19 protein-coding genes are annotated in these 22,609 nt (G+C 64.8%); 7 read left to right on the top strand and 12 right to left on the bottom strand.

All coding sequences use genetic code 11. The features are described 5' to 3' along the window. Window positions 1–46: 46 nt before the first annotated feature. Both FYJ91_RS18170 and FYJ91_RS18165 read right to left on the bottom strand, forming a co-directional pair. A complete protein-coding gene (locus tag FYJ91_RS18170; RefSeq protein ID WP_149523722.1) occupies window positions 47–1,771 on the bottom strand; it encodes an N-acyl-D-amino-acid deacylase family protein in 1,725 nt (574 codons plus the stop codon). Between the two features lie 18 nt (window positions 1,772–1,789). After that, window positions 1,790–2,656 carry a beta-keto acid cleavage family enzyme gene (locus FYJ91_RS18165; RefSeq protein ID WP_181008574.1) on the bottom strand — a complete coding sequence of 289 codons (867 nt, stop codon included), beginning with the start codon at window positions 2,654–2,656 and terminating at the stop codon, window positions 1,790–1,792. A gap of 267 nt (window positions 2,657–2,923) precedes the next feature. Here FYJ91_RS18165 and FYJ91_RS18160 point away from each other — a divergent pair, with 267 nt between their 5' ends. Further along, window positions 2,924–3,778 (top strand): helix-turn-helix domain-containing protein, encoded by an 855-nt coding sequence (locus tag FYJ91_RS18160; protein WP_181008573.1) that lies wholly within the window; start codon window positions 2,924–2,926, stop codon window positions 3,776–3,778. Here FYJ91_RS18160 and FYJ91_RS18155 read toward each other — a convergent pair. From FYJ91_RS18155 to FYJ91_RS18145, 3 genes are all read right to left on the bottom strand, one after another. Next, the gene (locus FYJ91_RS18155) at window positions 3,760–4,875 is read right to left on the bottom strand and encodes a glycosyltransferase family 87 protein (protein ID WP_149523719.1); all 1,116 of its coding nucleotides are present in this window, start codon (window positions 4,873–4,875) and stop codon (window positions 3,760–3,762) included. The two genes, FYJ91_RS18160 and FYJ91_RS18155, sit on opposite strands and share 19 nt — an antisense overlap. A 71-nt stretch (window positions 4,876–4,946) precedes the next feature. Beyond that, complete coding sequence (locus tag FYJ91_RS18150) at window positions 4,947–6,785, bottom strand: class I adenylate-forming enzyme family protein (RefSeq protein WP_149523718.1); 1,839 nt, start codon at window positions 6,783–6,785, stop codon at window positions 4,947–4,949. 10 nt (window positions 6,786–6,795) lie between these two features. Further along, a complete protein-coding gene (locus FYJ91_RS18145; protein WP_149523717.1) occupies window positions 6,796–8,415 on the bottom strand; it encodes a GMC family oxidoreductase in 1,620 nt (539 codons plus the stop codon). 131 nt (window positions 8,416–8,546) lie between these two features. On the opposite strand from FYJ91_RS18145, the gene FYJ91_RS18140 reads away from it, so the two are divergent. The 3 genes from FYJ91_RS18140 to FYJ91_RS18130 all read left to right on the top strand — a co-directional run bounded on the left by FYJ91_RS18140 (window position 8,547) and on the right by FYJ91_RS18130 (window position 12,488). After that, window positions 8,547–9,749 carry an acyl-CoA dehydrogenase family protein gene (locus FYJ91_RS18140; RefSeq protein WP_149523716.1) on the top strand — a complete coding sequence of 401 codons (1,203 nt, stop codon included), beginning with the start codon at window positions 8,547–8,549 and terminating at the stop codon, window positions 9,747–9,749. Window positions 9,750–9,763: 14 nt separating this feature from the next. Next, the gene (locus FYJ91_RS18135; protein ID WP_149523715.1) at window positions 9,764–10,885 is read left to right on the top strand and encodes an acyl-CoA dehydrogenase family protein; all 1,122 of its coding nucleotides are present in this window, start codon (window positions 9,764–9,766) and stop codon (window positions 10,883–10,885) included. 229 nt (window positions 10,886–11,114) lie between these two features. Then, the gene (locus FYJ91_RS18130; protein WP_149523714.1) at window positions 11,115–12,488 is read left to right on the top strand and encodes a class II 3-deoxy-7-phosphoheptulonate synthase; all 1,374 of its coding nucleotides are present in this window, start codon (window positions 11,115–11,117) and stop codon (window positions 12,486–12,488) included. A 1-nt stretch (window position 12,489) separates the two neighbouring features. Here FYJ91_RS18130 and FYJ91_RS18125 read toward each other — a convergent pair whose 3' ends face one another. The 3 genes from FYJ91_RS18125 to FYJ91_RS18115 are packed head-to-tail and all read right to left on the bottom strand — an operon-like array spanning window position 12,490 to window position 13,650. Beyond that, window positions 12,490–12,867 carry a VOC family protein gene (locus FYJ91_RS18125; protein ID WP_149523713.1) on the bottom strand — a complete coding sequence of 126 codons (378 nt, stop codon included), beginning with the start codon at window positions 12,865–12,867 and terminating at the stop codon, window positions 12,490–12,492. Between the two features lie 4 nt (window positions 12,868–12,871). Continuing rightward, entirely contained in the window at window positions 12,872–13,306 is a 435-nt protein-coding gene (locus tag FYJ91_RS18120) for a host attachment family protein (RefSeq protein ID WP_149523712.1), read from the bottom strand. A 59-nt stretch (window positions 13,307–13,365) separates the two neighbouring features. Next, a complete protein-coding gene (locus FYJ91_RS18115; protein WP_149523711.1) occupies window positions 13,366–13,650 on the bottom strand; it encodes a hypothetical protein in 285 nt (94 codons plus the stop codon). 20 nt (window positions 13,651–13,670) lie between these two features. Here FYJ91_RS18115 and FYJ91_RS18110 point away from each other — a divergent pair, with 20 nt between their 5' ends. After that, complete coding sequence (locus tag FYJ91_RS18110) at window positions 13,671–14,798, top strand: hypothetical protein (RefSeq protein ID WP_149523710.1); 1,128 nt, start codon at window positions 13,671–13,673, stop codon at window positions 14,796–14,798. Continuing rightward, window positions 14,791–16,194: a cytochrome P450 gene (locus tag FYJ91_RS18105; RefSeq protein ID WP_149523709.1), complete on the top strand. Its 1,404-nt coding sequence runs from the start codon at window positions 14,791–14,793 to the stop codon at window positions 16,192–16,194. Before FYJ91_RS18110 ends, FYJ91_RS18105 begins: the two co-directional genes overlap by 8 nt. Here FYJ91_RS18105 and FYJ91_RS18100 read toward each other — a convergent pair. Next, window positions 16,191–16,940 carry a class I SAM-dependent methyltransferase gene (locus FYJ91_RS18100; protein ID WP_149523708.1) on the bottom strand — a complete coding sequence of 250 codons (750 nt, stop codon included), beginning with the start codon at window positions 16,938–16,940 and terminating at the stop codon, window positions 16,191–16,193. The two genes, FYJ91_RS18105 and FYJ91_RS18100, sit on opposite strands and share 4 nt — an antisense overlap. A gap of 66 nt (window positions 16,941–17,006) precedes the next feature. Continuing rightward, window positions 17,007–18,626, bottom strand: a complete 1,620-nt coding sequence (locus FYJ91_RS18095; protein WP_181008572.1) for a methyl-accepting chemotaxis protein — start codon at window positions 18,624–18,626, stop codon at window positions 17,007–17,009. A 134-nt stretch (window positions 18,627–18,760) separates the two neighbouring features. On the opposite strand from FYJ91_RS18095, the gene trmFO reads away from it, so the two are divergent. Continuing rightward, complete coding sequence (gene trmFO, locus FYJ91_RS18090) at window positions 18,761–20,080, top strand: methylenetetrahydrofolate--tRNA-(uracil(54)-C(5))-methyltransferase (FADH(2)-oxidizing) TrmFO (RefSeq protein WP_149523706.1); 1,320 nt, start codon at window positions 18,761–18,763, stop codon at window positions 20,078–20,080. A gap of 122 nt (window positions 20,081–20,202) precedes the next feature. Here trmFO and FYJ91_RS18085 read toward each other — a convergent pair whose 3' ends face one another. Further along, window positions 20,203–21,768, bottom strand: a complete 1,566-nt coding sequence (locus tag FYJ91_RS18085; protein WP_246152717.1) for an alkaline phosphatase D family protein — start codon at window positions 21,766–21,768, stop codon at window positions 20,203–20,205. A gap of 73 nt (window positions 21,769–21,841) precedes the next feature. Continuing rightward, the gene (locus tag FYJ91_RS18080) at window positions 21,842–22,513 is read right to left on the bottom strand and encodes a hypothetical protein (protein ID WP_149523705.1); all 672 of its coding nucleotides are present in this window, start codon (window positions 22,511–22,513) and stop codon (window positions 21,842–21,844) included. Window positions 22,514–22,609 lie beyond the last annotated feature (96 nt).

Below are 22,609 nucleotides of genomic sequence, written 5' to 3'. Positions count from 1 at the left end.
TGCTTCGCTTCGCTCGCAATGACGAGTGGGGAGGAAAGGTCGCCTGTTACTCCGCCGCCATCGCCACCGGCGCGGCCTGCGCACCGCGCACCAGCCTGCCGGGAAGGTCGCCAGTCGGCACGCCGTCGCGGGAGATCGTCCGTCCCGACACGATCGACGCGCGATAGCCGCTCGCCTTCTGCATCAGCCGCCGTCCGCCGCCGGGCAGATCGCGCACCGCCGTCGGCGCGTGGAGCGCCAGCCTCACGGTGTCGATCACGTTGACGTCGGCCTTGTAGCCAGGCGCCAGCACCCCGCGATCGTAGAGACCCACCGTCTCCGCCGGCCGCCGCGTCAGCGTCTCGACGGCCTGCGAAAGCGGCAGCAGCCCGCGCCCGCGATCGCGCACCCAGTGCGTCAGGATATGCGTCGGGAAGCTCGCGTCACAGATCAACCCGTAATGCGCGCCACCGTCGCCCAGCCCGAAGATCAGGTTGGGATGGTCCATCATCTCGCGCAGCAGATCGAGCGACCCGTTCACGAAATTGCCCAACGACAGCAGCAACTGCGCCTTGCCGTCATTCTGAAGCAGATAGTCATAGGCCCATTCGAACGGGTCCACGCCCTCGCGTGCGGCGCGTGCGGCAACGCTGTCCTCCGGGGTCGGTTCGTAGTTCGGCGGATCGCCCAGCGGGAACATGCGGGTGAAGTCGCGCGTGCTCTTGGCCAGCGGAATTTGCAGGTCGGCCTCCTCCGACACCAGCCGTGCGCGCACCTCGGGCTTGCGCAATTCGACCAGCCGGTCCTCGTCCGAAAGCGTGGCCAGCGGCGCAAAGCTCGGGCAGAAGGTGAACGGATTCCACGACAGATTGTGCGCCAGGATCATCCCCACCGGGCGCGGGAAGATCTGGCCGGTCAGCTTCGCACCGCCATCGTTCGCCTCGCGCAGCACCTTCATTACGTCGTGGCTGTCAGTATGCGCGCCCATCGTGAACGTGAACGGACGGCCCGACGCCGTCGTGATCCGCTCCATCATGCGCACGTCATGCTCCCACCCGTCCTCGGGCGTGTTGCCGACCATCTGCATGATCCCCCCGCCCGCGTCGGTCATGCCGTCGGCCAGGTTCTGCAACTCGGCCTCGGACGATCGATAGGTCGGGATATATTTGCCGTCGGACGTGCGGTGGATGAACACGCGCGACGTGGCGCAGCCCAGCGCGCCGGCCTCGATCGCTTCCTTCGCGATCGCGCGCATCTTCGCCAGATCCTCGGCGGTCGCCTCCTCGCGCTCGGCCCCGCGCTTGCCCATCACATAGACGCGCAACGGGCTGTGCGGCAGATAGGCCGCGACATCGATGTCTTGCGGGCGCTTGTCGACTTCGTTCAGATATTCGGGGAAGGTTTCCCAGTTCCAGCTGAGGCCCGCGTTCATCACCACGCCGGGAATGTCCTCGACACCCTCCATCACGGTGATCAGCAGGTCGTGATCTTCGGCGCGGCACGGCGCGAAGCCGACGCCGCAATTGCCCATCACCACCGTCGTCACGCCGTGGTTTGACGAAGGCTCCATCCGATCGGACCAGATAGCCTGCCCGTCATAATGGGTGTGAATGTCGACGAAGCCTGGGGTGACGATGCACCCCGTCGCGTCGATCTCCTCGCGCGCGCTGCCGAGATTGTGGCCAACCGCGGCGATCACGCCGTCGCGGATCGCGACGTCGGCCTGATAGGGTTCGGCGCCGGTGCCGTCGACGACCATGCCGCCGCGGATGATGATGTCAGATGTCGCCATCTCTCTTCCTTCCAACAATCAGATTTCGAGCAGCGCGCGGGCGTCTTCGGGGGTCGCGACCTCGTGGCCCATCGCCTCGATGATCGCGACGCAGCGCTTCACCAGCTCGACGTTCGTCGGCTGCCCTTCATGCTTGTAATCATGGTCTTCCAGCCCGATCCGGCAGTGCCCGCCCATCGCGATCGCATAGGGCAGCAGCGGGATGATATCGCCGCCGAAGCAGCTCGCGAACCAGCAGGCGCACACCCCCTTCAGCATGTCGGCATAGGCCTCCAGGCTGGCGGGCGTCGGCGGCAGGCCAAAGGGCTGTTCGGGGCCGCCCAGATAGAATTTCACCAGCAGCGGCTCGCCCAGCACGCCCATTTCGAGGAACTTCAATGCGGTGCGCAGATGGCCCGGCTCGAAGATCTGAAGCGTCGGCCGGGTGAGGCCCAGCGACGTATGATGCTCGATCACCTCGCGGGTCGTGTCGATCAGGTTCTGGTAAAGGTGCGTGCGGATGTAGCGCTTGTTCGCTTCGTCCCACCACGCCAGGTTCACCGAACCCATGTCGCACGCGCCGACATCGGGCTTGGTCGCCGGATCGGCCGACAAGGCGGTGTAGTGGCGGAAACGCTGCGGCACGTCGGCGCCACCCGAAAAGGTCGGCCACAGGATCGGCGACACGCCCTCGGCGCGGATGCCGCGCATGATCGCGGCCAGATCGTCGACCTCGTCATTCCAGCCGCCATCGGGCTGCTTGGCGTGGAAATGGATCATCGATGCGCCCGCGCGCGTCGTGGCGACCGCGTCGGCGATCACCTCTTCATTGCTATACGCGATATTCCGGTTCTGATCCCGCAGGTTCATCCCGTTGATCGCGGCCTCGATCATGACCTTGGCCATCAACATCCTCTCTCTCGGGCGGCTTTACGGCCGTCTTTTCCGACGCCCCTTTGTCTCACAGCGACGGATCAGGGTGCAAGCCGGGCGCAGATCGCGTACTTTGGCGGAAATCGGCCATAGCGATTTGATTATGCTGGATTTTAGCGCAGATCGGCGCCCGTCATTGTCGTTCACGCGCAACTTATGGCGCGAACGCGATATGCGAAGCGGTGGAAGCGGCGGCGATTTGACCCAGGCGCCGCCAAGGTCCATAATCCGGGCTCAGACATGGCGCAGACACAGGCATATCACGAGGCCGAAGATTATTCGGTCAAGGTCACCCGCTTCTCCACGGAGCAGCCGGTGAGTTCGGTCATCCGCACGCCCGACAACCATCTCGTCCTGTTCCTGCCACTCAGCCGGATCGATCCGGGCCAGGCACGCTGCCCCGAATTCGGCATGACCGATTATGTGCAGGGCGGGTCGATCCGATTCCGCCCCGCCGCCGTCACCTACGAATGGCGCAATCTGTACGGGCATACCCGCGTCCTGATCCACGGCTTCTCCAACGATCGCATGCACCAGGCGGTCGAGCGCGATTTCGAATGGACCGAGGAGCAGCTTCAGCGCGGTCTCGACCTGGCGGGATCGCGGTTGACCCCGCTGATGCTCCACATGCTCGACGAAGTGACCGAGCCCGGTCTCGGGAGCCCCGCCGTCACTGACGCGCTGTCGACCGTGATGATCTACGAACTGTGCCGCTACCTCCTCAAGGAACGGCTTCCGGCAGAGGCGACCGGCGGGCTTTCGAGCCGCCAGCTCGGCCTGATCCGCGATCGGCTGGAGGATAACCCTGCGGTCGCACTCGAAGAACTGGCGCAGCTTTGCGGCATGGGCACGCGCAATCTGCAGCGGCTGTTCAAGGCGAGCACCGGCGAAAGCGTGTCGAGCTATGCGCGCCGGCTCCAGATTTCGCGCGCGCGCGCCTTCCTCGACGGCACCGATCTTCCGTTGAAGGAGGTCGCGTTCCGGCTGGGCTTTACCCACACCAGCAGCTTTAACGCGGCCTTCCGCAAGTCGACTTCGCAGACCCCCGCCGACTATCGCCGTCGCACCCGCAAGGGCTATACGGCGCTTTCCTGAGCGCCCCTGGCCTGATCCGTCGCGTGGCGCACCTGCACCCATAGGGCGCCTAGCAGGATTAGCGGGGCGATCCCAACCGGTACCGCCCCGAACGCGATCATCCGCCCCGGCAGCAGATAGGCCACGCACAGTAACGGCGCCTCCCACGCCGCCAGCCGCCGCCAGCGGGTCGCCAGCGTCAGGCCGAAACCCAAGGCCGCGACGGTCATGTCATAATCGAACGCATAAGGCAGGATCAGGAAGGTCGCGGTCGCCGCGATGAAAGCGAGATCGCCTGCCGCAGCATATCGCGCCCGCCACAGCAGCGCGAGCGCCGCCACCGCCGTCGCGATCTGCCCCACCACGCCAAATGACGGCGGAAAACCGCGCAGCGCGACCAATGTTGTCGGCATCAACCGGAAATAGAGTTGGTCGCCCGGCGCATCGAGGATCGCGCCCTGGGTGGCCGGCGCCTTGGTCAGATAGTCCGTCCAGATGTCCATGCCGAAGATCAGCGCACTCACGGCCACGATCGCCAGCGTCGCCGCCACGGCAACCCCCAGCGCAGTCCAGCGTCGACGCGCGATCCAGATGATCGGGATCAGCAGGCCCAGATGCGGCTTCACCGTCAGCAACGCGGCAGACAGGCCCGCCCGTCCCTGTCGCTGGTCAATCGCGGCGAAGGCGAACAGCCACAGCGCCCCCGCCAGCAGCCCATATTGCCCCGCCCAGACATTGATCAGCGCGCCAGGCGTCAGCACCGCCATCCACAACGGCAGCCCGCGCATGAACGGCCGCGCCGCGAGCACGAACAGCCCCATCGTCGCCGTCAACCATGTCGCGAGCGCCACCGGATAAGGCAGCAAAGCAAGCAAGGCAGCCGGGATCAGGCTTTGCGGCGGATAGGAGTAATTGTGCGGGAGCAGTCCCGGAAACATGCTCCGCGCCGCCGTCCAATAGGCATCCGGATCGTAGAGGATGTCGAGCCGCCCGCCCCAGGCGAGCTTGCCGCCCACCCACATATTCACGAAATCGCGCCCAATGAGGACGCCATGTTCGGGCACCACAAGCCCACGCAAATGGCCGATGTCGAACGCGAACAACAACAGCCCCGACACGGCGCCTGCCAGCCACAGAACCGCGATCGCCCCCTTCGGTGCGGCGTCCGGTCCCTCTGCGTGCGCGTCGCTCAGGCGCTCGTCTCCGCAGCGAAGCGAGCGCGGACCATCTGGGTCACCGCGCGCCGGTCGATCTTGGCATTGGCGGTGCGATCGAAAGGATCGGACTGGATCACATAATCGCGCGGCGCCTTATAGTCGGCCAGCCGCGTGCGAACATGCGCGTCGAGCGCGTCTGCATCGATCGTCACCCCCGGCTGCGCCACGATCGCCGCGACGAGCGCCTCGCCCAGCCGATCGTCGGGCACGCCCACGGCGACCACTTCGCGCACGTCCGGATGCGTCGACAAGGCGGCCTCCACCTCGGCGCAATAGATGTTCTCGCCGCCCGAAATGATCATCTGCGTCTTGCGGTCGACGAGATGGAGATAGCCATCCGCGTCGAACCGGCCGACATCGCCGGTCAGCAGCCAGCCGTCGACGATCTTCGCGGCGGTGGCTGCGGCATTGCCGAAATAGCCCTGCATCACCACCGATCCGCGCATCGCGATCTCGCCGGTCTCGCCCTGCGGCAGCGGCTCCGCGTGATCGTCGACGACGCGGATGTCGGTCAGGGGGTTGGGCCTGCCCACCGCGCCCGGCCGCGCAGCCAGATCGGGGCCGGCGATGTTCGTGCCCGCGCCGTTGCTCTCGGTCATCCCATAACCCATGCCGATCGTGCAGTTGGGCAACTTTTCCTTCATCTCGCGGACCAGATTGTCGGGGAATGGCGCCCCGCCTGCGCCGATCGAGCGCAGGCTGGACAGATCGTGGTCGCCAAAGATGGGAGAGCGCAGGATATCCCACATCATCGTCGGTACGCAGCCGATCGACGCGATCGCATGCTCGGCGATCAGGCGGATCGCCTGTTCGGGATTCCAGCGCGCCAGGCGGTAGATCCGGCCGCCCGCCGCCAATGTCCGCAGATAGACATTGTGGAGTCCACTGACATGGAACAGCGGCGCGATCATGATGGTCGCCTGTTGGCGCGCAAGCATTGGCTCGGCCGCCGGGCCCATCGCAGCGCGAGTCATTTCGGCGGCGACCGCATTGCTGAACGAGCTGACCGACAGCCCCGCCAGCATGCTGCGATGCGAGAGCGCGGCGCCCTTGGGCCGCCCGGTCGTGCCCGATGTAAACATCATCGCTGCCAGCTCGCCCGGATCGGCCGGCCGCGCGAAGAAGGGAGTTTCGGGGACGGCTGCGACCAGATCGCCATAGGAGGTGGCGCCCGGCAGATCGCCCTCGGTCACGATCAGCGGCATGGCTCTTTCGATCCTCCCCCGCCATGGGGAGGTGTCAGCGCAGTTGACGGAGGGGGAGGACGGCGGCTCACTAAAGGTCTCGCTTCCTCCCCCTCCGTCGCCTTTGGCGCCACCTCCCCCTGGCGGGGGAGGATTAGTAGCAGCCAGCAGCCGTGCGATCCGCTTGCCGTCGCCGATCACGAGCGCGCAGTCGGTATCCTCGATCGCGCGGGCGATCTCGCCACCCGCGCCCCTGCTGTTGATCAGCACGCCCACGCCGCCAAGCATAGTCACGGCGGTGAAGCTCGTCAGATATTCGCGGCAATTCTGCATCACGATCCCGACGCGCGTCCCCTCGCCCACCCCGAATCGATCGCGCAGCGCCACCGCCAGCCGCGCCGACTCACCGAAGATGTCGGCATAGGTGAAGTGCACGTCACCATCGACGAACAGGATGCGGTCACCATAAGTGTCGAGCGCGCGCTGGTACAATTCCGGCAAGGTGCGCGCGAAGCCGCGGAACAGGCGGAGTGGCTCGCCATCGACCGTCTCGGTCACGACTTCCCAATCGCTGCCGGGCGCCATCACACGGCGCATCGCCTCGGCCCTGTCAATCGCTCCGCTCATAGCCCTCTCCCTATGCGATCCCGTGCGCCGTCACCAGCGCCGCCACCAGCGCCGCCACCCGTTCACCGATCATCATCGCGACCGCCCCGGTATTACCGTTGATCAACTCGGGCGCGATGCTCATGTCCGCGACGCGAAGCCGCTCGATGCCCTTCACGCGCAACTGCGGATCGGTGACGGCGTCCGTATCGACGCCCATCCGGCAGGTGCCGCAAACATGATAGTGGTTGCCCACTGTCGCGCGAACATGGTCGGCGATCTCGTCCCGCGTCTTCACGGCAGCCCCCGGCCCCACCTCGGCCTCGATCAGCTTCGCGAGCGCGGGTTGCGCGGCCAGTTCGCGCATCCGTAGCGTCGCATCGACCAGCGCGTCCATGTCACGCTGATCCTCGAAATAGCGCGGGTCGATGACGGGTGCCGCCAGCGGATCGGCAGAACGCAGCCGCACCTCGCCCCGGCTTTTCGGCCGTCCTTCGTTGATGCCCAGCCCGAAGCCGTGCCGATCGGGCAAGAGCCCCAGCGGCCCCCGCCGCATGCCCCGCAACATCCCCGCTACGAACAGCTGGAAATCGGGACGGTCGAGCGCCGGATCGCTGCGGAAGAACCCGCCATAATTGCCGGTCCCTTCAGCCAGGAACCCGCCCCGCCCGAACAGATAACGGCCGACCTCGATCGCCCCGCGCACCGGCTGGAGATAGTTGTAGGCGGTGATGGGTGCGTTGACCGTGTAGGTGAGGACGTAGGCGGTGTGGTTCTGCAGGTTACGCCCCACCTGCGGGCGATCGAGAACGACCGGCACGCCCAGCGCGGTCAAGGCATCCGCATCGCCAATCCCAGATTGAAGCAGCAGCTTGGGGCTGTTGATCCCCCCTCCCGACAGGATGACCTCGCCGTCCGCGCGGATCGTTTCGATCCCGCCATCGCGCGCCACCTCGATCCCGACCGTGCGGTCGCCCTCGATCAGCACCCGCAGCACGGTCGCATCGGCCATGACGGTCAGGTTAGGTCGACCACCCGATATCCCCGGATAGGCAGTAGCCGCGCTCGCGCGGCGGCCCCTGTCGATAAACCAGTCATAATGGCCCATGCCGTCGGGTTCGGGCACCGACAGATCGTCGAGCCGTTGATAGCCCGCCTGCCCCATCGCCTCGGCGGCCGCGTGGATGATGCCCAGACGCGATCCTCCGCGCACCACCGACACCGGCCCGTTGCCGCCATGATATGGTCCGGCCCCACGCGCGCTCGTCTCCAGCTTGCGGAACCACGGCAGGACGTCGTCATAGCCCCAGCCCTCGGCGCCCAGATCGCGCCAGTGATCATATTCGTGCGCAGCACCGCGCGAATAGCACATGCCATTGATCGAGCTTCCGCCACCCATCACCCGCGCCTGCGTCATCGACAGCGCACGGCCATTCAGCGCGGACTGCGGTTCGGTCATGTAACCCCAGCCGTTGCGCGGATCATAAGCGACGCGGAAAATCGCGCCGGGAATCCTCGACAGCCGCCCCGCATCGCGTCGCCCCGCCTCAACCAGCAGCACACGGACGTTCGGATCGTCGGACAGGCGCGAGGCGACAACGCAGCCGCTGCTGCCGCCACCGACCACGATATGGTCATACCCCGCCGCCATCCGGCCCCTCCCTTATTGTTTTCGCGTCTCCGCCACCCCTTGACATCGCGGTCGCGGGACGGTGGAAGCGGCTCCACGGCAAAAGAGCAAACTCTTTTACCCGAAGCAATGATCAGAGGCGTCTGCGCGACATGGATTTCCGCTACACCCCCGAAGACGAAGCCTTCCGGCAGGAGGTCCGCGCCGGCCTGCGGGCTATCCTGCCCGACGACATTCGCGAGCGGCAGCGGCTGACGACGACGATGAATTCGGACACGCACGACCAGCGCGTCTGGTTCAGCCTGCTCGACGACAAGGGCTGGTCCGTCCCCGCCTGGCCGACCGAATATGGCGGCCCCGGCTGGAGCGCGATCCAGAAATATATCTTCGAAGATGAGATGTATCTGGCGAGTGCGCCGGAATTCCAGTGGACCGGCACCCACATGGTCGGTCCCGTCATCTACCATTTCGGCGACGATGCGCAGAAGGAACGCTTCCTGCCGGCGATCCGTCGCGGCGACCATATCTGGTGCCAGGGCTTTTCCGAACCGGGCTCGGGCTCCGACCTCGCCTCACTGCGCACGCATGCGAAGCTCGAAGGGAACAAATATGTCGTCAACGGCCAGAAGATCTGGACCAGCACGGCTTATGAGGCCGATTGGGGCTTCTTCCTGGTCAAGACCGACCTGACCGTGAAGCCGCAGGCGGGGATCAGTTTCCTGCTGATCGACATGAAATCGCCCGGCATCACCGTGCGCCGCATCCCGCAGATCAACGATGAGGAGCATCTGTGCGAGGTGTTCCTCGACAATGTCGAGGTGCCTGCCGAAAACCTTGTCGGCACGCCCGGCAAGGGCTGGACCTCGGCCAAGTTCCTGCTCGAGCATGAACGCACGTCGAGCGCCTTCATCTTCTGGAACAAGCGCGAACTGCGCCGCGCGCGGATGATCGCCGACGATATCGTCCATGATGGCCGCCCGCTGTCGCAGTCACCCGCTTTCGCGGGTCGCCTTGCGCGGCTGGAGGCCGATCTGGCCGCGCTCGAATGGTCGGTGCTGCGCGTACTGGCCAACGAATCGCACGGCTTCGATGCGTCGGTCGCCTCGTCGATCCTGAAGCTGCGTGGTTCGGAAATGCAGCAGGCGACGACCGAGATTCAGGTCGATCTGCTCGCGACGCGCGGCCTGCGTGCCTATGTGCCGGGCCGTGATCAGCCCGCGCCAAGCCTGCCCGACTGGCCCGAATATGTGCCGGGCCGCACCGCGATCGCCACGATCATGCGCGCCGCCACCCTCTATGGCGGCACCAAGCAGGTTCAGAAGAACATCCTCGCCAAGCTCGCCTTCGGCCTCTGAACGGAAACGCCCAGATGAACTTCGATTATAGCGAGATGCAGCAGATGCTGCTCGACAGCGCCGAGCGGCTTATGAAGGAGCGCGGCCAGGTCGAGAAATGGCGCGAGCGGCGCCATATCGAGAGCGGGCTCGACGCCGACGGCTGGGCACAGTTCGCCGAGCTCGGTTGGCTGATGTTGCCGATCCCTGAGGACGCGGGCGGCCTCGATGGCACGATGGAGGATGTCGCCCTCCTCAACATCGCGCTGGGCAAGGGGCTCGCGACCGAGCCGTATATCAACAGCGTCGTGCTGAGCGCCTACATCCTCGATCAAGCGGGTGGTGCGCATCGTGAGGCGCTGCTGGGCGGTATCGCGAGCGGCGAAGCGCGGGTTGCGCTCGCCCATGCCGAGATCGGCGACCGCTATGACATCGACACGCCCCGCGCCACCACGGCGGTGCATGACGGCAACGGTTACAAGATCGATGGCGCCAAGTCGGTGATCTTCGATGCTCCTTCCGCCACCCACTTCATTGTCAGCGCGGACCTGGCCGACGCCGGCACCTCATTGTTCGTCGTGGAAGCGGGCGCTGCTGGTCTCGCTCTCGAAAGCTATCCGCTCGTCGACGGCACCCGCGCGGCGGATCTGCGCTTCGGCGGATTGGTCGTCGATGCCGATGCGCTGCTCGCCTCGGGCGCGCAAGCCACCGACCTTCTCTTCGCCGCCACCGATCGCGCCGCGATCGCCGCGGTCGCGCAGGGCGTCGGATCGATGGAGGCCTGCCTCGATCTTTGCTCGGCCTACATGAAGGAACGCAAGCAGTTCGGGCAGCCGATCGGCAATTTCCAGTCGCTCCAGCACATGATCGTCGACATGCTGGTGGCGACCCACCAGTCGCGCTCCGCCCTCTACGGCGCGCTCGCCGCACTCGACGGCGAAGCGCAGGCGCGCATCCGCGCCATCTCCGCCGCCAAGGTGGTGATGGGCGAGGCCAGCCAGCTCGTCATGCGCCACGGCGTCCAGATCCACGGCGGCTACGGCGTGACGGATGAATATGCGATCAGCCACCATTACCGGCGGCTGCTGTCGCTGGAAAAGGCGTACGGGGACATCGAATATCACGTCGCGCGGCTGGCGGCGGCGCACATCGCCTGACCGCAGCCCCCTACCTCGTCATTGCGAGCGTAGCGAAGCAATCCAGGCCCGCACTTGAGAGGGGTCGCGAACCTCTGACGTGTGGGCCTGGATTGCCGCGTCGCCTTCGGCTCCTCGCAATGACGATGTGAATGCGAATAGCGGCCCTACTCGCCCCCCAAGCCACCCTCCCCTTGCCTTTCGCGCGTCTCGCGCGCACATGCGCCGGCTCGAAAGGACCGATACCAATATGGCGACGAACTGGACGCCCGAAAGCTGGCGCAATCACGAAGCAGTGCAGATGCCCGTCTATCCCGACGCAGAGGCGCTCGCCTCGGCGGAGAAGGAGCTGTCGAGCTATCCACCGCTGGTGTTTGCAGGCGAAGCGCGCGCCCTGACCGCCGATCTCGCCAAGGTCGCCGAAGGCAAGGCCTTCCTGCTCCAGGGGGGCGACTGCGCCGAGAGCTTCGCCGAGTTCCATCCGGATAATATCCGCGACACGTTCCGCGTGCTGCTGCAGATGGCGGTCGTCCTGACCTATTCGTCGAAGCTGCCGATCGTGAAGGTCGGCCGCATGGCGGGTCAGTTCGCCAAGCCGCGTTCGGCGCCGAACGAAGACATCGGCGGCGTTTCCCTGCCCAGCTATCGCGGCGACATCATCAACGATATCGACTTCGCCGAAGCGGGCCGCCAGCCCGACCCGCAGCGCATGGTGCGCGCCTACAACCAGTCGGCCGCGACTCTTAACCTGCTGCGCGCCTTTTCGACCGGTGGTTATGCGAACCTGCATCGCGTCCACGCGTGGATGCTCGATTTCATGGGCCGCAGCCCGTGGGCCGCGCAATATGCGCAGGTCGCCCAGCGAATCGGCGACGCGCTCGACTTCATGGCCGCGTGCGGGATCAGCCCGGAAACGGTGCCGCAGCTCGCCGGCACCAACTTCTACACCAGCCATGAGGCGCTGCTTCTGCCTTATGAGCAGGCGTTGACGCGTCGCGACAGCACCACCGGCGACTGGTACGACACATCCGCCCATATGCTGTGGATCGGCGATCGCACCCGCTTCGAAGGGTCGTCGCATGTCGAATATCTGCGCGGCGTCGGCAACCCCATCGGCCTCAAGTGCGGCCCGAGCCTCGAGCCCGACGCGCTGCTGCGTATGCTCGACACCGTCGATCCGGCGCGTCAGCCGGGCCGGGTCACGCTGATCACGCGCTATGGCCATGACAAGATCGAGAAGCATCTCCCCGCGCTCGTCAGCGCGGTGAAGCGCGAGGGGCGGCCCGTCGTGTGGAGCTGCGATCCGATGCACGGCAATGTCGTCAAGACCAACAACGGCTACAAGACGCGGCCGTTCGAGCGGATCCTGGCCGAAGTCCGTGGCTTCTTCGCGGTTCACCGCGCCGAGGGCACCCATGGCGGCGGCATCCACATCGAGATGACCGGGCAGAACGTCACCGAATGCACCGGCGGCGCGATGGACGTGACCCAGATGGATCTCGCCGACCGCTACCACACGCATTGCGACCCGCGCCTCAATGCGGGCCAGTCGATCGAGCTGGCCTTCCTCCTGGCCGAGATGCTCAACCAGGAAATGAAGGACCGCGCGAGGGACGCGGCCTGATCTAAACCGCCGCCATCGTCACGGCCTCGATCTTGTTACCATCGGGATCGTGGATGAAGGCGGCATAATAGTTTGGATCATAGTCCGATCGAATGCCCGGTGCGCCGTCGCTGTGGCCGCCATGTGCTATTGCGATGTTGTGGAAGCGATCGACCATCGCGCGATCGCGCGCGGTGAAGGCGACATGCGCGCCGTTACCCGCACGCGCCGGCTTATCGTTCGACGGGCAGATCAGGCTGAATTCGATGTCCCCCGTCCCATAGTGGACGCCGTACTCGTCGAACATCAGGCGCCGCATCCCGAGCACTTCCATGATCGGATCATAGAAGGCCCGGGCGCGAGCGACATCACCCGTTCCGAACGAAACGTGGTGAATCATCGGATCAGAGCGCCAGCAGCGCCTTTTCGATCTTGTCGGTCGGGTGGCGGGTGAAGTCCTTGTCGATCTCGGCCACGATCTTGTCGGCGACCGCCTTGTCATAATGCTTGCGCAGCTCGCCCAGCGTGCGCGGTGGTGCGACGATGATCAGCTTTTCGAAGGCATCGACCTTCTGCTTGAGCATCAACGCGGTGTCCGCGGCGAAGCGATCCTCTTCGATCTGGTGGTAGTCGGGTTCCTCCATCGCGCTCTGGCGGCCGCCGACCGGCGACATGGCGCGGCCGGCCGCGTCGGTCTTCATCTCGCGATCGGCCAGATCGGCATGAGCGGCCTGATCCTCGACGACAAGGTTGGGATATTCGGCGTCCCCCTGGTTACGGAAATACAGACTCTTGCGGCCATCGGCGACGAGGACGAGAGCGTCATGGGCAATACGCATGGGGGAGGTCTCCTTGTTCGGTTCTACCTTCCCGACCAACGCCCCGCCCCCCAAGCGGTTCAATATCGGGGGAATATCTTCCGGACGAGCTGCCCCCGCCACGGGGTGCCGTGATAATTGAAGAAGAACCAGCCATAGAAAGTGGTGAAGAACAGAACGACCGGCGCCATCGGATCGCGATGCCCGCGCATCCGCCGGAACAGCGCGAGATCGGCGGCGCGGCGATCACGTTCACGACCACCTCCGTATATGCCATAGGCATTGTCGTGCGCGCGGCAGCCCGCGTTGCGATCATATTTGCGCCCGTCCATGAACAGGCAATATTGGCGTTCCCCATCGGGCATGGACCGAGTAGACAGCCGCGATGCAGGCTTTCAAGCGCAAAATCTTCTATCTCAGCGGCTTCGATCCACGCGGCGCTCGATATTATCACCAGATGTTCGGCGAACAGGCCACGTTGTTCAACGCAATGGCGGGACGCAACGTCACCGTCGGCAAACGCCGCCGCGAACCGCCGCATTCGGTAGCGTGGACGATCGAGGATCGCGATCCCGATACGCGCACCGATTATGTCTTTCTGGGCTGGGACGATGTGGTGCGCACGCACTGGGTGAAAAATCCGCTGGCGCTGCTGAAGCGTTCGGCCGCTGCCTATTGGAACTTCACCCGGCTGCTAGACTGGCCGATCGTAAAGACGTTTCCGTTCGGCGTGCGCTTCGCCTTCTATTATCCGGGCGTGTCGGCGATCGCGCTGCCAATCCTGCTGGGGCTGCTGCTGTGCCTGCCGGCGATCGCGCTGCTCGGCTGGGGTTGGGGATTGGCGATGACGGCGATCGTGGCGGTCGCGGTGTCGATGTTCATCGTAAAGAAGATTCAGGGCTTCTGGCTGCTGCGCTTCATCATCTTCAACGATACGCTGGCCAACGATCGGCTGCCGCCCGACGTCGAGGCGCGGATGAACGACTTCGCCAATCAGATCGCCGCAAGCTTCGATGAGGATTGGGACGAAATCCTGTTCGTCACCCACAGCAACGGATCGATCATGGGCGTGCCGATGATGGCGCGGCTGCTCGATCGCTTTGGCGGCACCCTGCCCGATCGCTTCGGCTTCGTGACTTTGGGATCGTGCATCGCGCTGATCGGCAACCGCAAGGACAGCCATCGCTTCCACGATATGCTCGCGCAGGTCGGCCGGGGCGATTTCCGCTGGCTCGACATCGGATCGATCACCGACGGCGCGTGCATCGCCGGCATCGATCCGTGCATCAGCACCCGCGAACCACGCCGCGCCCGCTTGTTCCAGACGAGCCCGCGCTGGTTCAAATATTGCGACCCCGCCACCTATCAGGCGCGCCGCCGCAACAAATATGAGACGCACTTCGATTATCTACGGACGTTCGATCGCCTGTCCCCGCTCGATTATATCGCGCTGGCATCGGGCGCCCGCCCCCTAGCGCAGTCGATCGCCGCGTTCGAGGCCGAAAATGGCTGATCAATGTCCTGTGCATAATGGCGACGCGCCGATCTTCACGCCGCCCTACCCCGTTCCGCACAAGAGCAAGGCCTCGCTGTTCAAACGGTTCCTGACCGGCTGGAGCAGCTGGATCCACACGCTGTTCGACAAGAGCTACACGATGAAGATGGGCGAGATTCGGTTGCCCCGGCTCGATTTCTACATCGCCAACGATCTCGAGGTCGTCGATCGGGTGATGGACGATCGCGAGAAGGTGTTTCCCAAGCATCCGTTCCTGAACGACCTGCTCGACCCATTGATCGGCAACAGCGTCTTTTCGGCCAATGGTGAGGATTGGGAACAGCAGCGTGCGATGGTGAACCCCGCCTTCGCGCACACCAATCTGAAGCGCGTCTATCCCGCGATGCAGGGCGCGGTCGACGATCTCATGGCGCAGATCACCGCGCTCGATCGCAGCAAGCCGATCGGCGTCGATCCGCTGATGACGCATGTCGCGGCCGACATCATCTATCGCACGATCTTTTCGGTGAAGCTGGACGGGGCGAGCGCGGACGCGATCTACCGCGCCTTCCATCGCTATCAGGAGAATATTCAGCCAGGCGCGATGCTGCGGCTCTATGGCCTGCCGAGTTTCGGATATCGGCGGCGCGCGAAAAAGGCGGCGGCCGATATCCATGCGGTGTTCGGCCCCATCGTGAAGGCGCGACACGACGCCTTTCATGCCGGCACGGGCGAACAGCAGAAGGACATCCTCCAGTCGCTGATGCAGGCGCGACATCCCGTGACGGACGCGCCCTTCACCTACGAACAGATCATGGAGCAGGTCTCCACCATCTTCCTGGCGGGGCATGAGACGGCGGCGAGCACGATGACGTGGGCGCTCTACCTGCTGTCCGAATGCCCGCATCTTCAGGAGGCGCTGGCGGCCGAGATCGAGCGCGTGGCGGGGGATGCGCCGCTGGGCTTCGAGCATCTGCGCGGACTGGATGGGGTGCGCAACCTCTTCAAGGAGACACTGCGCCTCTATCCGCCGGTCAGCTTCTTCGTGCGCGAAGTGACACAGCCGACGACGATGCGCGACAAGCTGCTGCAGAAGGGCGCGATGCTGGTCGTCTCCCCCTGGCTGATCCAGCGCAACCGTGACAATTGGAAGTGCCCGCACGCCTTCGCCCCCAATCGCTTCGACGATCCGACGGAAGCCGAGGCCGCCAAGCGCGCCTACATGCCGTTCGGCAAGGGGCCACGCATCTGCATCGGCGCGGGCTTCGCACAGCAGGAGGGGATATTGACGCTCGCCTCGGTGATCCGCGCCTTCCGCCTGCGCTATCCGGATGCGCCCAAGCCCGAGCCGATCAGCCGCCTGACGCTGCGGCCGAAGCATGTCGTGAAGCTGTATTTCGACGATCGCGCTTAGGCGACCCGGCCGACCCGCATCAGCAGCGGCCAGTGCATGTGGCGGGTGTGGTTCGGATTGCCCCAGACGGCGGCGACATCGCGGCGAAACTGCTCGATCCGATCGCCATGCCCGGCGCGCTCGAACGCCTTGGTCGCCGACCAGCTTTCGATGTAGCCGATGAGGCCCGCGAGGTTCCAGTCGAGCTCGATCGCGAGCTTGGGCGGATCATATTCCTCGAAGGGAAAGGGCAGATCCTGATAACCCGCCTCCACATGGCGCCGTTCGGGTTGCCAGTAATCGTCGAGGATCGGGCCATAGAAACGATCGACCACCGCGCTGATGGGCGCGTCGGTGATGACGTTCACATAAGTGATGAGCGCCAGTACCGCCCCCGGCCGCGCCACGCGCAGCACCTCCGCATAGAAGGTGTCGAGATCGAACCAGTGAGCGGCCTGTGCGACGGTAATCAGATCGACGCTGGCATCAGGCAGCCTGCTCGCCTCAGCCGGAGCGACGCGATAATCGACGCGGGGATGCGCAACCGCGCTCGCGATCTGCTGCGCGCTCGCATCGGTCGCCACAACACGCTCGAAGCGATCGGCGAGCAGGATCGACAATTGTCCGTTGCCACACCCGCAATCGAGCGCGGTTTCGCGCGCGGGTGTCTGTTCGGCCAGCCAATCGGCAAGCGCTGCGGGATAGGTTGGGCGGTGCGTCGCATAGGCCGCAGCGTGACCCGAAAAGTGATCTTTGAAGCCCGTCATGGGGGCGGGTTTAACCGACCGATCCGGTAGTTCAAATCCTTCCCGCCAGGGGGAGGATTATCAGGATCAGGCCGCGCGAAGCTGGGCGACAAAGGTCTCGGTCGCGGCCTTGAGGCTCAATGCGTCGGCCGACAGGCGGGTCGCAGCACTCTGGACATTGCCCGACAGTGCCCCGGCGGCGTCGGCGGCGTAGGCGACTTCGCTCATCCGGCCTGCCATGTCGGCGGCATCCTGCGCCGTGCCATCGGCATGGCCGCCGACGCTGTTCGACACGGCAAGCTGCTCGGCGATCTCGGCCACGATGCGATCGGAGGTCACGCCGAGCGAACCGACCACGTCGGCCACCTCAGCCAGCGCGCCTTCGACCGCGCTTGCGCGTTCGTCGACTGTCGCGACCAGCGCGGTGATCTTGCCGGTAGCATCCTTGGCCTGGCGCGAAAGCAATTTCACTTCGTCCGCGACCACAGCGAAGCCGCGCCCCGCCTCCCCCGCGCGCGCGGCCTCGATCGAGGCGTTAAGCGCGAGCAGATTGGTGCGCGACGCGATGTCGGCGATGATGTCGGCGAAACCGACGATGTCGGTGGTCCGCTCCGCCAGCGCCGCGAGCGAATCGTCGCCCAGTTCGGAGCTGCGCTGCGCGACCGCGGTGAGCGCGCCCTGTTCGTTGACCTGACTGGCGATGCGCGCGACCGACTGCGCTACCGTGCTCATATCCGCCGCCACTTCACGCGATCGTTCGGTGACGGCGTGGGCGGTCGCGGCGACGTCGCCCGCCTTGCGGCTGGCTTCGACCGCAAGCGCGTTCAACTCACGCGACGAGCCTTCGAGCTCGCCTGAGGAGGACAGGACCGAGCGGACCACGCCCGCGACCGAATGTTCGAAGCGATCGGCCAGTTCGAGCATCGTGATCCGCCGCTGCCCATCGGCGGCCCGTTGTTCATCGAGCCGCGCGCGGCGTTCACGATCGGCAATCCGTTCGGCATCGACCTGCGCGGCATAAGCCTGTTCGGCATAAGCGCGGGCCTTGAGCGCACGTTCGGTCGCCTCCTGGCTTTCGATCAGCAGATGCTGGGCGTGAGCACGCGCGGCCTGCTGCGCGCGCAGCAATCTGGCGAGACGTTCGGCGGCGAAGCCGAGGAAGGCGCATTGCAGCAGCACGACGGCACCGTGCATCAGCACGCGGCCGATCTCGCTGTCGTCGTTGCTCAAAAAGACCCAATCGGGCCGGACGATCTCGAACGTCAGGTGATGAACGGTGATGATCGCGCCCGCCAACACCAGAGGCCGCCAGTCGCACAGCACGATAAGCGCACCGAGGCCGACGAAGAAATACATGTGGAGGTCCATCTGCCACGGATGGCCGGTGAACACGTAGAGAAAGAGCGCAGGGTGCAACGCGATCATCATCGCGACGCTGAGCATCGCGGGCAGATCATGCCGGCCCTGCAGCGCGCAGCGCGTGGGGACGATGTTGATCGCCACCCCCATCAGCACCGCGATCGTCAGATCGTCCGCGCCGATGATCAAGCCACAGATCGCCATCACCAGCAGGCTGGCCCAGCCGCAGGCCGATAGCAGCCTGATCCCGTTGATACGGATCAGATCAAGGTCACCCAGTTCGTCGGCGCGCGCCACATCACCGGTGAGAATCCCGATTTTGCTCAAGACGGTTTCGGCGCTGATCATGAAGTGCGGCATGGCGCACAAATGGTTAAGAAAGCCGTGATCGGCGCCTTAGACTTTGGTCGAGCCGTCGCATTTCCAATCGATTGGGGCGACAGGTTCCCCCCCGTGCCGAAAGCCTCTAAAGCCCCCTCCCCATGACATATCAGGTTCACATCATTGGCGGCGGCCTCGCCGGATCGGAAGCCGCGTGGCAGCTCGCCGAAGCAGGTATCAAGGTTCGCCTGTCCGAGATGCGCGGGATCGAGGCCACCCCGGCCCATCAGACCGACAGCCTGGCCGAGCTCGTCTGTTCGAACAGCTTCCGGTCGGACGATCCGGGCAATGCGGTGGGGCTGCTGCACCGGGAAATGCGGGCGCTGGGATCGCTGATCATGGCAAAGGCCGACAAGCACCGCGTACCCGCCGGCTCCGCGCTCGCGGTCGACCGCGAAGGCTATGCCGAGGGCGTGACGGAGGCGATCGCGAACCATCCCAACATCGAACTGGTGCGCGAGCGGATCGACGCGCTGCCCGATGGCCGCGTGATCATCGCAACCGGGCCGCTGACCGGCGAAAAGCTGGCCGGCCAGATCGGCGACGCGACCGGCGCGGACGCGCTCGCCTTCTTCGATGCGATCGCGCCGATCGTCCATCACCACTCGATCGACATGGACGTCGCGTGGATGGCCTCACGCTGGGACAAGGGCGAGACCAAGGATTACATCAACTGCCCGATGACGAAGGAGCAGTACCTCGCCTTCCACCAGGCCCTGATCGACGGCGAAAAGGGCGAGTTCAAGGAGTGGGAGAAGAACACGCCCTATTTCGACGGCTGCATGCCGATCGAGGTGATGGCCGAGCGGGGCGTGGATACGCTGCGTTATGGCCCGATGAAGCCGGTGGGGCTGGATAATCCGAAGACAGGGCGCTGGCCCTATGCGGTCGTCCAGCTGCGGCAGGACAATGCACTGGGCACGCTGTGGAACATCGTGGGCTTCCAGACCAAGTTGAAGCATGGCGAGCAGGTGCGCATCTTCCGCACGATCCCCGGCCTGGAAAATGCCGAGTTCGCGCGGCTGGGCGGGCTGCATCGCAACACCTTCATCCAGTCGCCGCGCCTGCTGGACGGGACGCTGCGGCTCAAGTCGCGGCCGAACATCCGCTTTGCGGGACAGATTACGGGCTGCGAAGGCTATGTCGAAAGCGCCGCGATCGGCCTGCTCGCAGGCCGCTTCGCCGCCGCCGAGATCCTGGGCACCGAAATGGCGCCTCCGCCCCCCACGACCGCTTTGGGCGCGCTGCTGGGCCACATCACCGGCGGGGCGGAGATCGAATCCTATCAGCCGATGAACGTCAATTTCGGCCTCTTCCCTCCGCTCGTCGACGCCAAGGGCGGCCGCAAGAGCAAGAGCGACCGCAAGGCAATGTACGCGGAGCGTGCGGGCGAAGCGCTCAAGGAGTGGATGGCGGCGTAAACTTCGTCATTGCGAGGAGCCGCAGGCTACGAAGCAATCCAGGCCCGCATTCGAGATGGTCACGACCTACTCTCATGCGGGCCTGGATTGCTTCGCTCCGCTCGCAATGACGAGAATATGGACTAAGCGCTGACAAGCTTCGGATTGCCGCATTCGACCGCGAAGGTCGCGCGGGTGCTGACCACGCCGCCGGGTTCGTGGACCTTGTCGACGGTGCGGAAGCGGCTGGTCCACAGATCGGGCGCGACGTCGCACAGCAGATAGCCGCGCTGGTCCTGCTTGAACTTCAGCATCGGGTTGGCGGCCATTACCTGCGCCTGATCGTAGCGTTCATCGCTGCCCGATCCGCCCGAGCTGATCGATGTGGAGACGAACTCGACCGCGACCGGCTTGCCAGTGCCGTCACCGGGCGCGAGTTCGCCCGCGAAATTCTGATGCTCGTCGCCGGTGAGGACGACGACATTGCCGAGGCCCTCGAGATTGCGAAGCAGCCGATCGCGCGGGGCGAGATAGCCGGCCCAGCTGTCGAAGTTACGCGTCGGTTTCGGCCCCGCCGCGCCGTCCCGATCGCGTGCAAGGTTCATCATCATCACCTGTTGCGCCAGCACATTCCAGCGGCCGGCCTTCTGACGCAATTCGCTCGTCAGCCACGCCTCCTGCGCCGATCCCAGCACCTGCGCCTTCGGATCGCGCACGTCGTCGCATTCCGCCGTGAAGTTTGCGCCGCACGGCCGGGACGTGCGGAATTGGCGGGTGTCGAGCAGGTGGATGTCGGCCAGATCGCCGAAGCGCGCGCGGCGATAGGCCTGGATCGACGCGCCCATCGGGATCGAGGCGCGGCGCAGCGGCATATATTCGTAATAGGCCTGAAACGCGGCCTGCCGGCGGAGCAGGAACAGTTCGGGCGGGGTGCCTTGCGCACTGTGATCGCCGACCCAATCGTTCGAGACTTCGTGATCGTCGAAGGTCGCGAACCAGGCGGCGGCGCGGTGCGCTGCCTGCAGGTTCGGATCCATCCGGTACTGGGCGTAGCGCAGGCGATAATCGTCGAGGCTGTAGAGTTCGTCGCTAAGGTGATCGCGCACGACCGGGATCGATCGGCCGTCATGGCCGGGCTTGCTCATCAGCTTGCGGCGGCCTTCGTAGATATAGTCGCCATAATGGTAGAGGAAGTCGATCTCCTGATCGGCGATGTCGGCATAGGCCGTGTAGAGGCCGTCCTCCCACGCCTGACAGCCCGCGACCGCGAAGCGCATGCGATCGGTGCGCGCGCCGATGGCGGGGAGCGTCTTCGCGCGGCCGATCGGGCTGACCTCGCGACCAATCTTGAAGCGATAAAAATAGGGCCGCGCGGGCTGGAGGCCGGCAAGCTCGACATGGACCGAATGGCCGATTTCGGGCCGCGTGGCGGCGGTGCCCTTCTGGACGATCTGCTTGAAGCCGTCGTCGGCCGCGACCTCCCAGTCGACGTCGACCTTCGCCATCGGCATGCCGCCATGGCGATCGAGCGGATCGGGCGCGAGCCGCGTCCAGATCACGAACCCATCCGCCGCCGGCTCCCCGGCCGCCACGCCCAGTCGGAAGGGATAATCCCGAAACAGCATCTGCGCCTTGAGGATCGCGGGCGCCGCCGCGGTGGCGGCCGCCGCACCGACCAGCAGGCCGCGACGGGTGATGAAATAGGTCAAGCGAGCACTCCGAATGCGGGAATGCGCGGGCTATGCGGACGTAACGTGACGGGGATGTGTCGACCCTAAACTCTCAGACGAGCCCCAATTCAGAAAGCCTGCCTTTCAACATCGGAATCGCATTTGCTCGGAAATATCCATTCAACTTGCTCGGATGATAAATCCCGAACGCGACCACAGGTCGATAACCGGGAATTACGAGTTTATATTCGCGCAAGTACACCGCCTCAGAGCGGCCGTTTGGACCCATGAGAGCGGCCCCACCTGTCATGTGCGCAGCATGCGCTTTGGCAAACAATCCAACCCCGGCGTCGCCCCCAAAGATCATCACCTCCGGTTCAATGAACTGAATGAGTTCGCGCAGGAATGGCTTAGCCTCCTGCATATACATCGCCTCGTTCGCCGCGCTGGGTCGCATAGGCGAACGGCGGAAAAAGCGATTTAGAACCTGCACCTTGCGAATGTCGTCTAATGTCGAAATCCCCATTGCGGCGGTCAATATCTCAGCACCGTTCCTAGTCGTGGGGCCACTATTGCGACCTTCGATATATTCGTGTTGCCCGTTCAGCACGTCTACAACTTGATAGTTTGCCGGTGATCCACCAGGATTTGCGTTGATCATGAGGATTGGACTCTTGTTCAGAGGGCCGTAAAATATGCTGTAATGATCACGCGACCCCAAGCCGCTAGCTTCCCGATAGCGTGCTTCAATATCCTTCATCAGATCATAGTTCGCAGCAATCATCTGTGGGCTCCTGCTCAAACGCGCAAAAAAAGAGCCGCGGACGAAGTCCGCGGCTCTTTGCGTTGAAACCCCTATACAGAAAATACTTCGATTTGT

This window comes from Sphingomonas montanisoli, from assembly GCF_008274695.1.
Classification (GTDB): domain Bacteria; phylum Pseudomonadota; class Alphaproteobacteria; order Sphingomonadales; family Sphingomonadaceae; genus Rhizorhabdus; species Rhizorhabdus montanisoli.
The sequence above is the reverse complement of the archived record's forward strand: the minus strand, read 5'-3'. Positions and strand labels throughout refer to the sequence as shown.

Excerpts from the sequence above, each read along its gene's own strand:
- FYJ91_RS18150 (WP_149523718.1), bottom strand. The coding sequence starts at position 6,785 with ATGAGCGGAGCGATTGACAGGGCCGAGGCGATGCGCCGTGTGATGGCG.
- FYJ91_RS18165 (WP_181008574.1), bottom strand. The coding sequence starts at position 2,656 with ATGGCCAAGGTCATGATCGAGGCCGCGATCAACGGGATGAACCTGCGG.
- FYJ91_RS18170 (WP_149523722.1), bottom strand. The coding sequence starts at position 1,771 with ATGGCGACATCTGACATCATCATCCGCGGCGGCATGGTCGTCGACGGC.
- FYJ91_RS18080 (WP_149523705.1), bottom strand. The coding sequence starts at position 22,513 with ATGATTGCTGCGAACTATGATCTGATGAAGGATATTGAAGCACGCTAT.
- FYJ91_RS18110 (WP_149523710.1), top strand. The coding sequence starts at position 13,671 with ATGCAGGCTTTCAAGCGCAAAATCTTCTATCTCAGCGGCTTCGATCCA.
- FYJ91_RS18115 (WP_149523711.1), bottom strand. The coding sequence starts at position 13,650 with ATGCCCGATGGGGAACGCCAATATTGCCTGTTCATGGACGGGCGCAAA.
- FYJ91_RS18120 (WP_149523712.1), bottom strand. The coding sequence starts at position 13,306 with ATGCGTATTGCCCATGACGCTCTCGTCCTCGTCGCCGATGGCCGCAAG.
- FYJ91_RS18145 (WP_149523717.1), bottom strand. The coding sequence starts at position 8,415 with ATGGCGGCGGGGTATGACCATATCGTGGTCGGTGGCGGCAGCAGCGGC.
- FYJ91_RS18135 (WP_149523715.1), top strand. The coding sequence starts at position 9,764 with ATGAACTTCGATTATAGCGAGATGCAGCAGATGCTGCTCGACAGCGCC.
- FYJ91_RS18140 (WP_149523716.1), top strand. The coding sequence starts at position 8,547 with ATGGATTTCCGCTACACCCCCGAAGACGAAGCCTTCCGGCAGGAGGTC.
- FYJ91_RS18160 (WP_181008573.1), top strand. The coding sequence starts at position 2,924 with ATGGCGCAGACACAGGCATATCACGAGGCCGAAGATTATTCGGTCAAG.
- trmFO (WP_149523706.1), top strand. The coding sequence starts at position 18,761 with ATGACATATCAGGTTCACATCATTGGCGGCGGCCTCGCCGGATCGGAA.
- FYJ91_RS18105 (WP_149523709.1), top strand. The coding sequence starts at position 14,791 with ATGGCTGATCAATGTCCTGTGCATAATGGCGACGCGCCGATCTTCACG.
- FYJ91_RS18100 (WP_149523708.1), bottom strand. The coding sequence starts at position 16,940 with ATGACGGGCTTCAAAGATCACTTTTCGGGTCACGCTGCGGCCTATGCG.
- FYJ91_RS18125 (WP_149523713.1), bottom strand. The coding sequence starts at position 12,867 with ATGATTCACCACGTTTCGTTCGGAACGGGTGATGTCGCTCGCGCCCGG.
- FYJ91_RS18130 (WP_149523714.1), top strand. The coding sequence starts at position 11,115 with ATGGCGACGAACTGGACGCCCGAAAGCTGGCGCAATCACGAAGCAGTG.
- FYJ91_RS18095 (WP_181008572.1), bottom strand. The coding sequence starts at position 18,626 with ATGATCAGCGCCGAAACCGTCTTGAGCAAAATCGGGATTCTCACCGGT.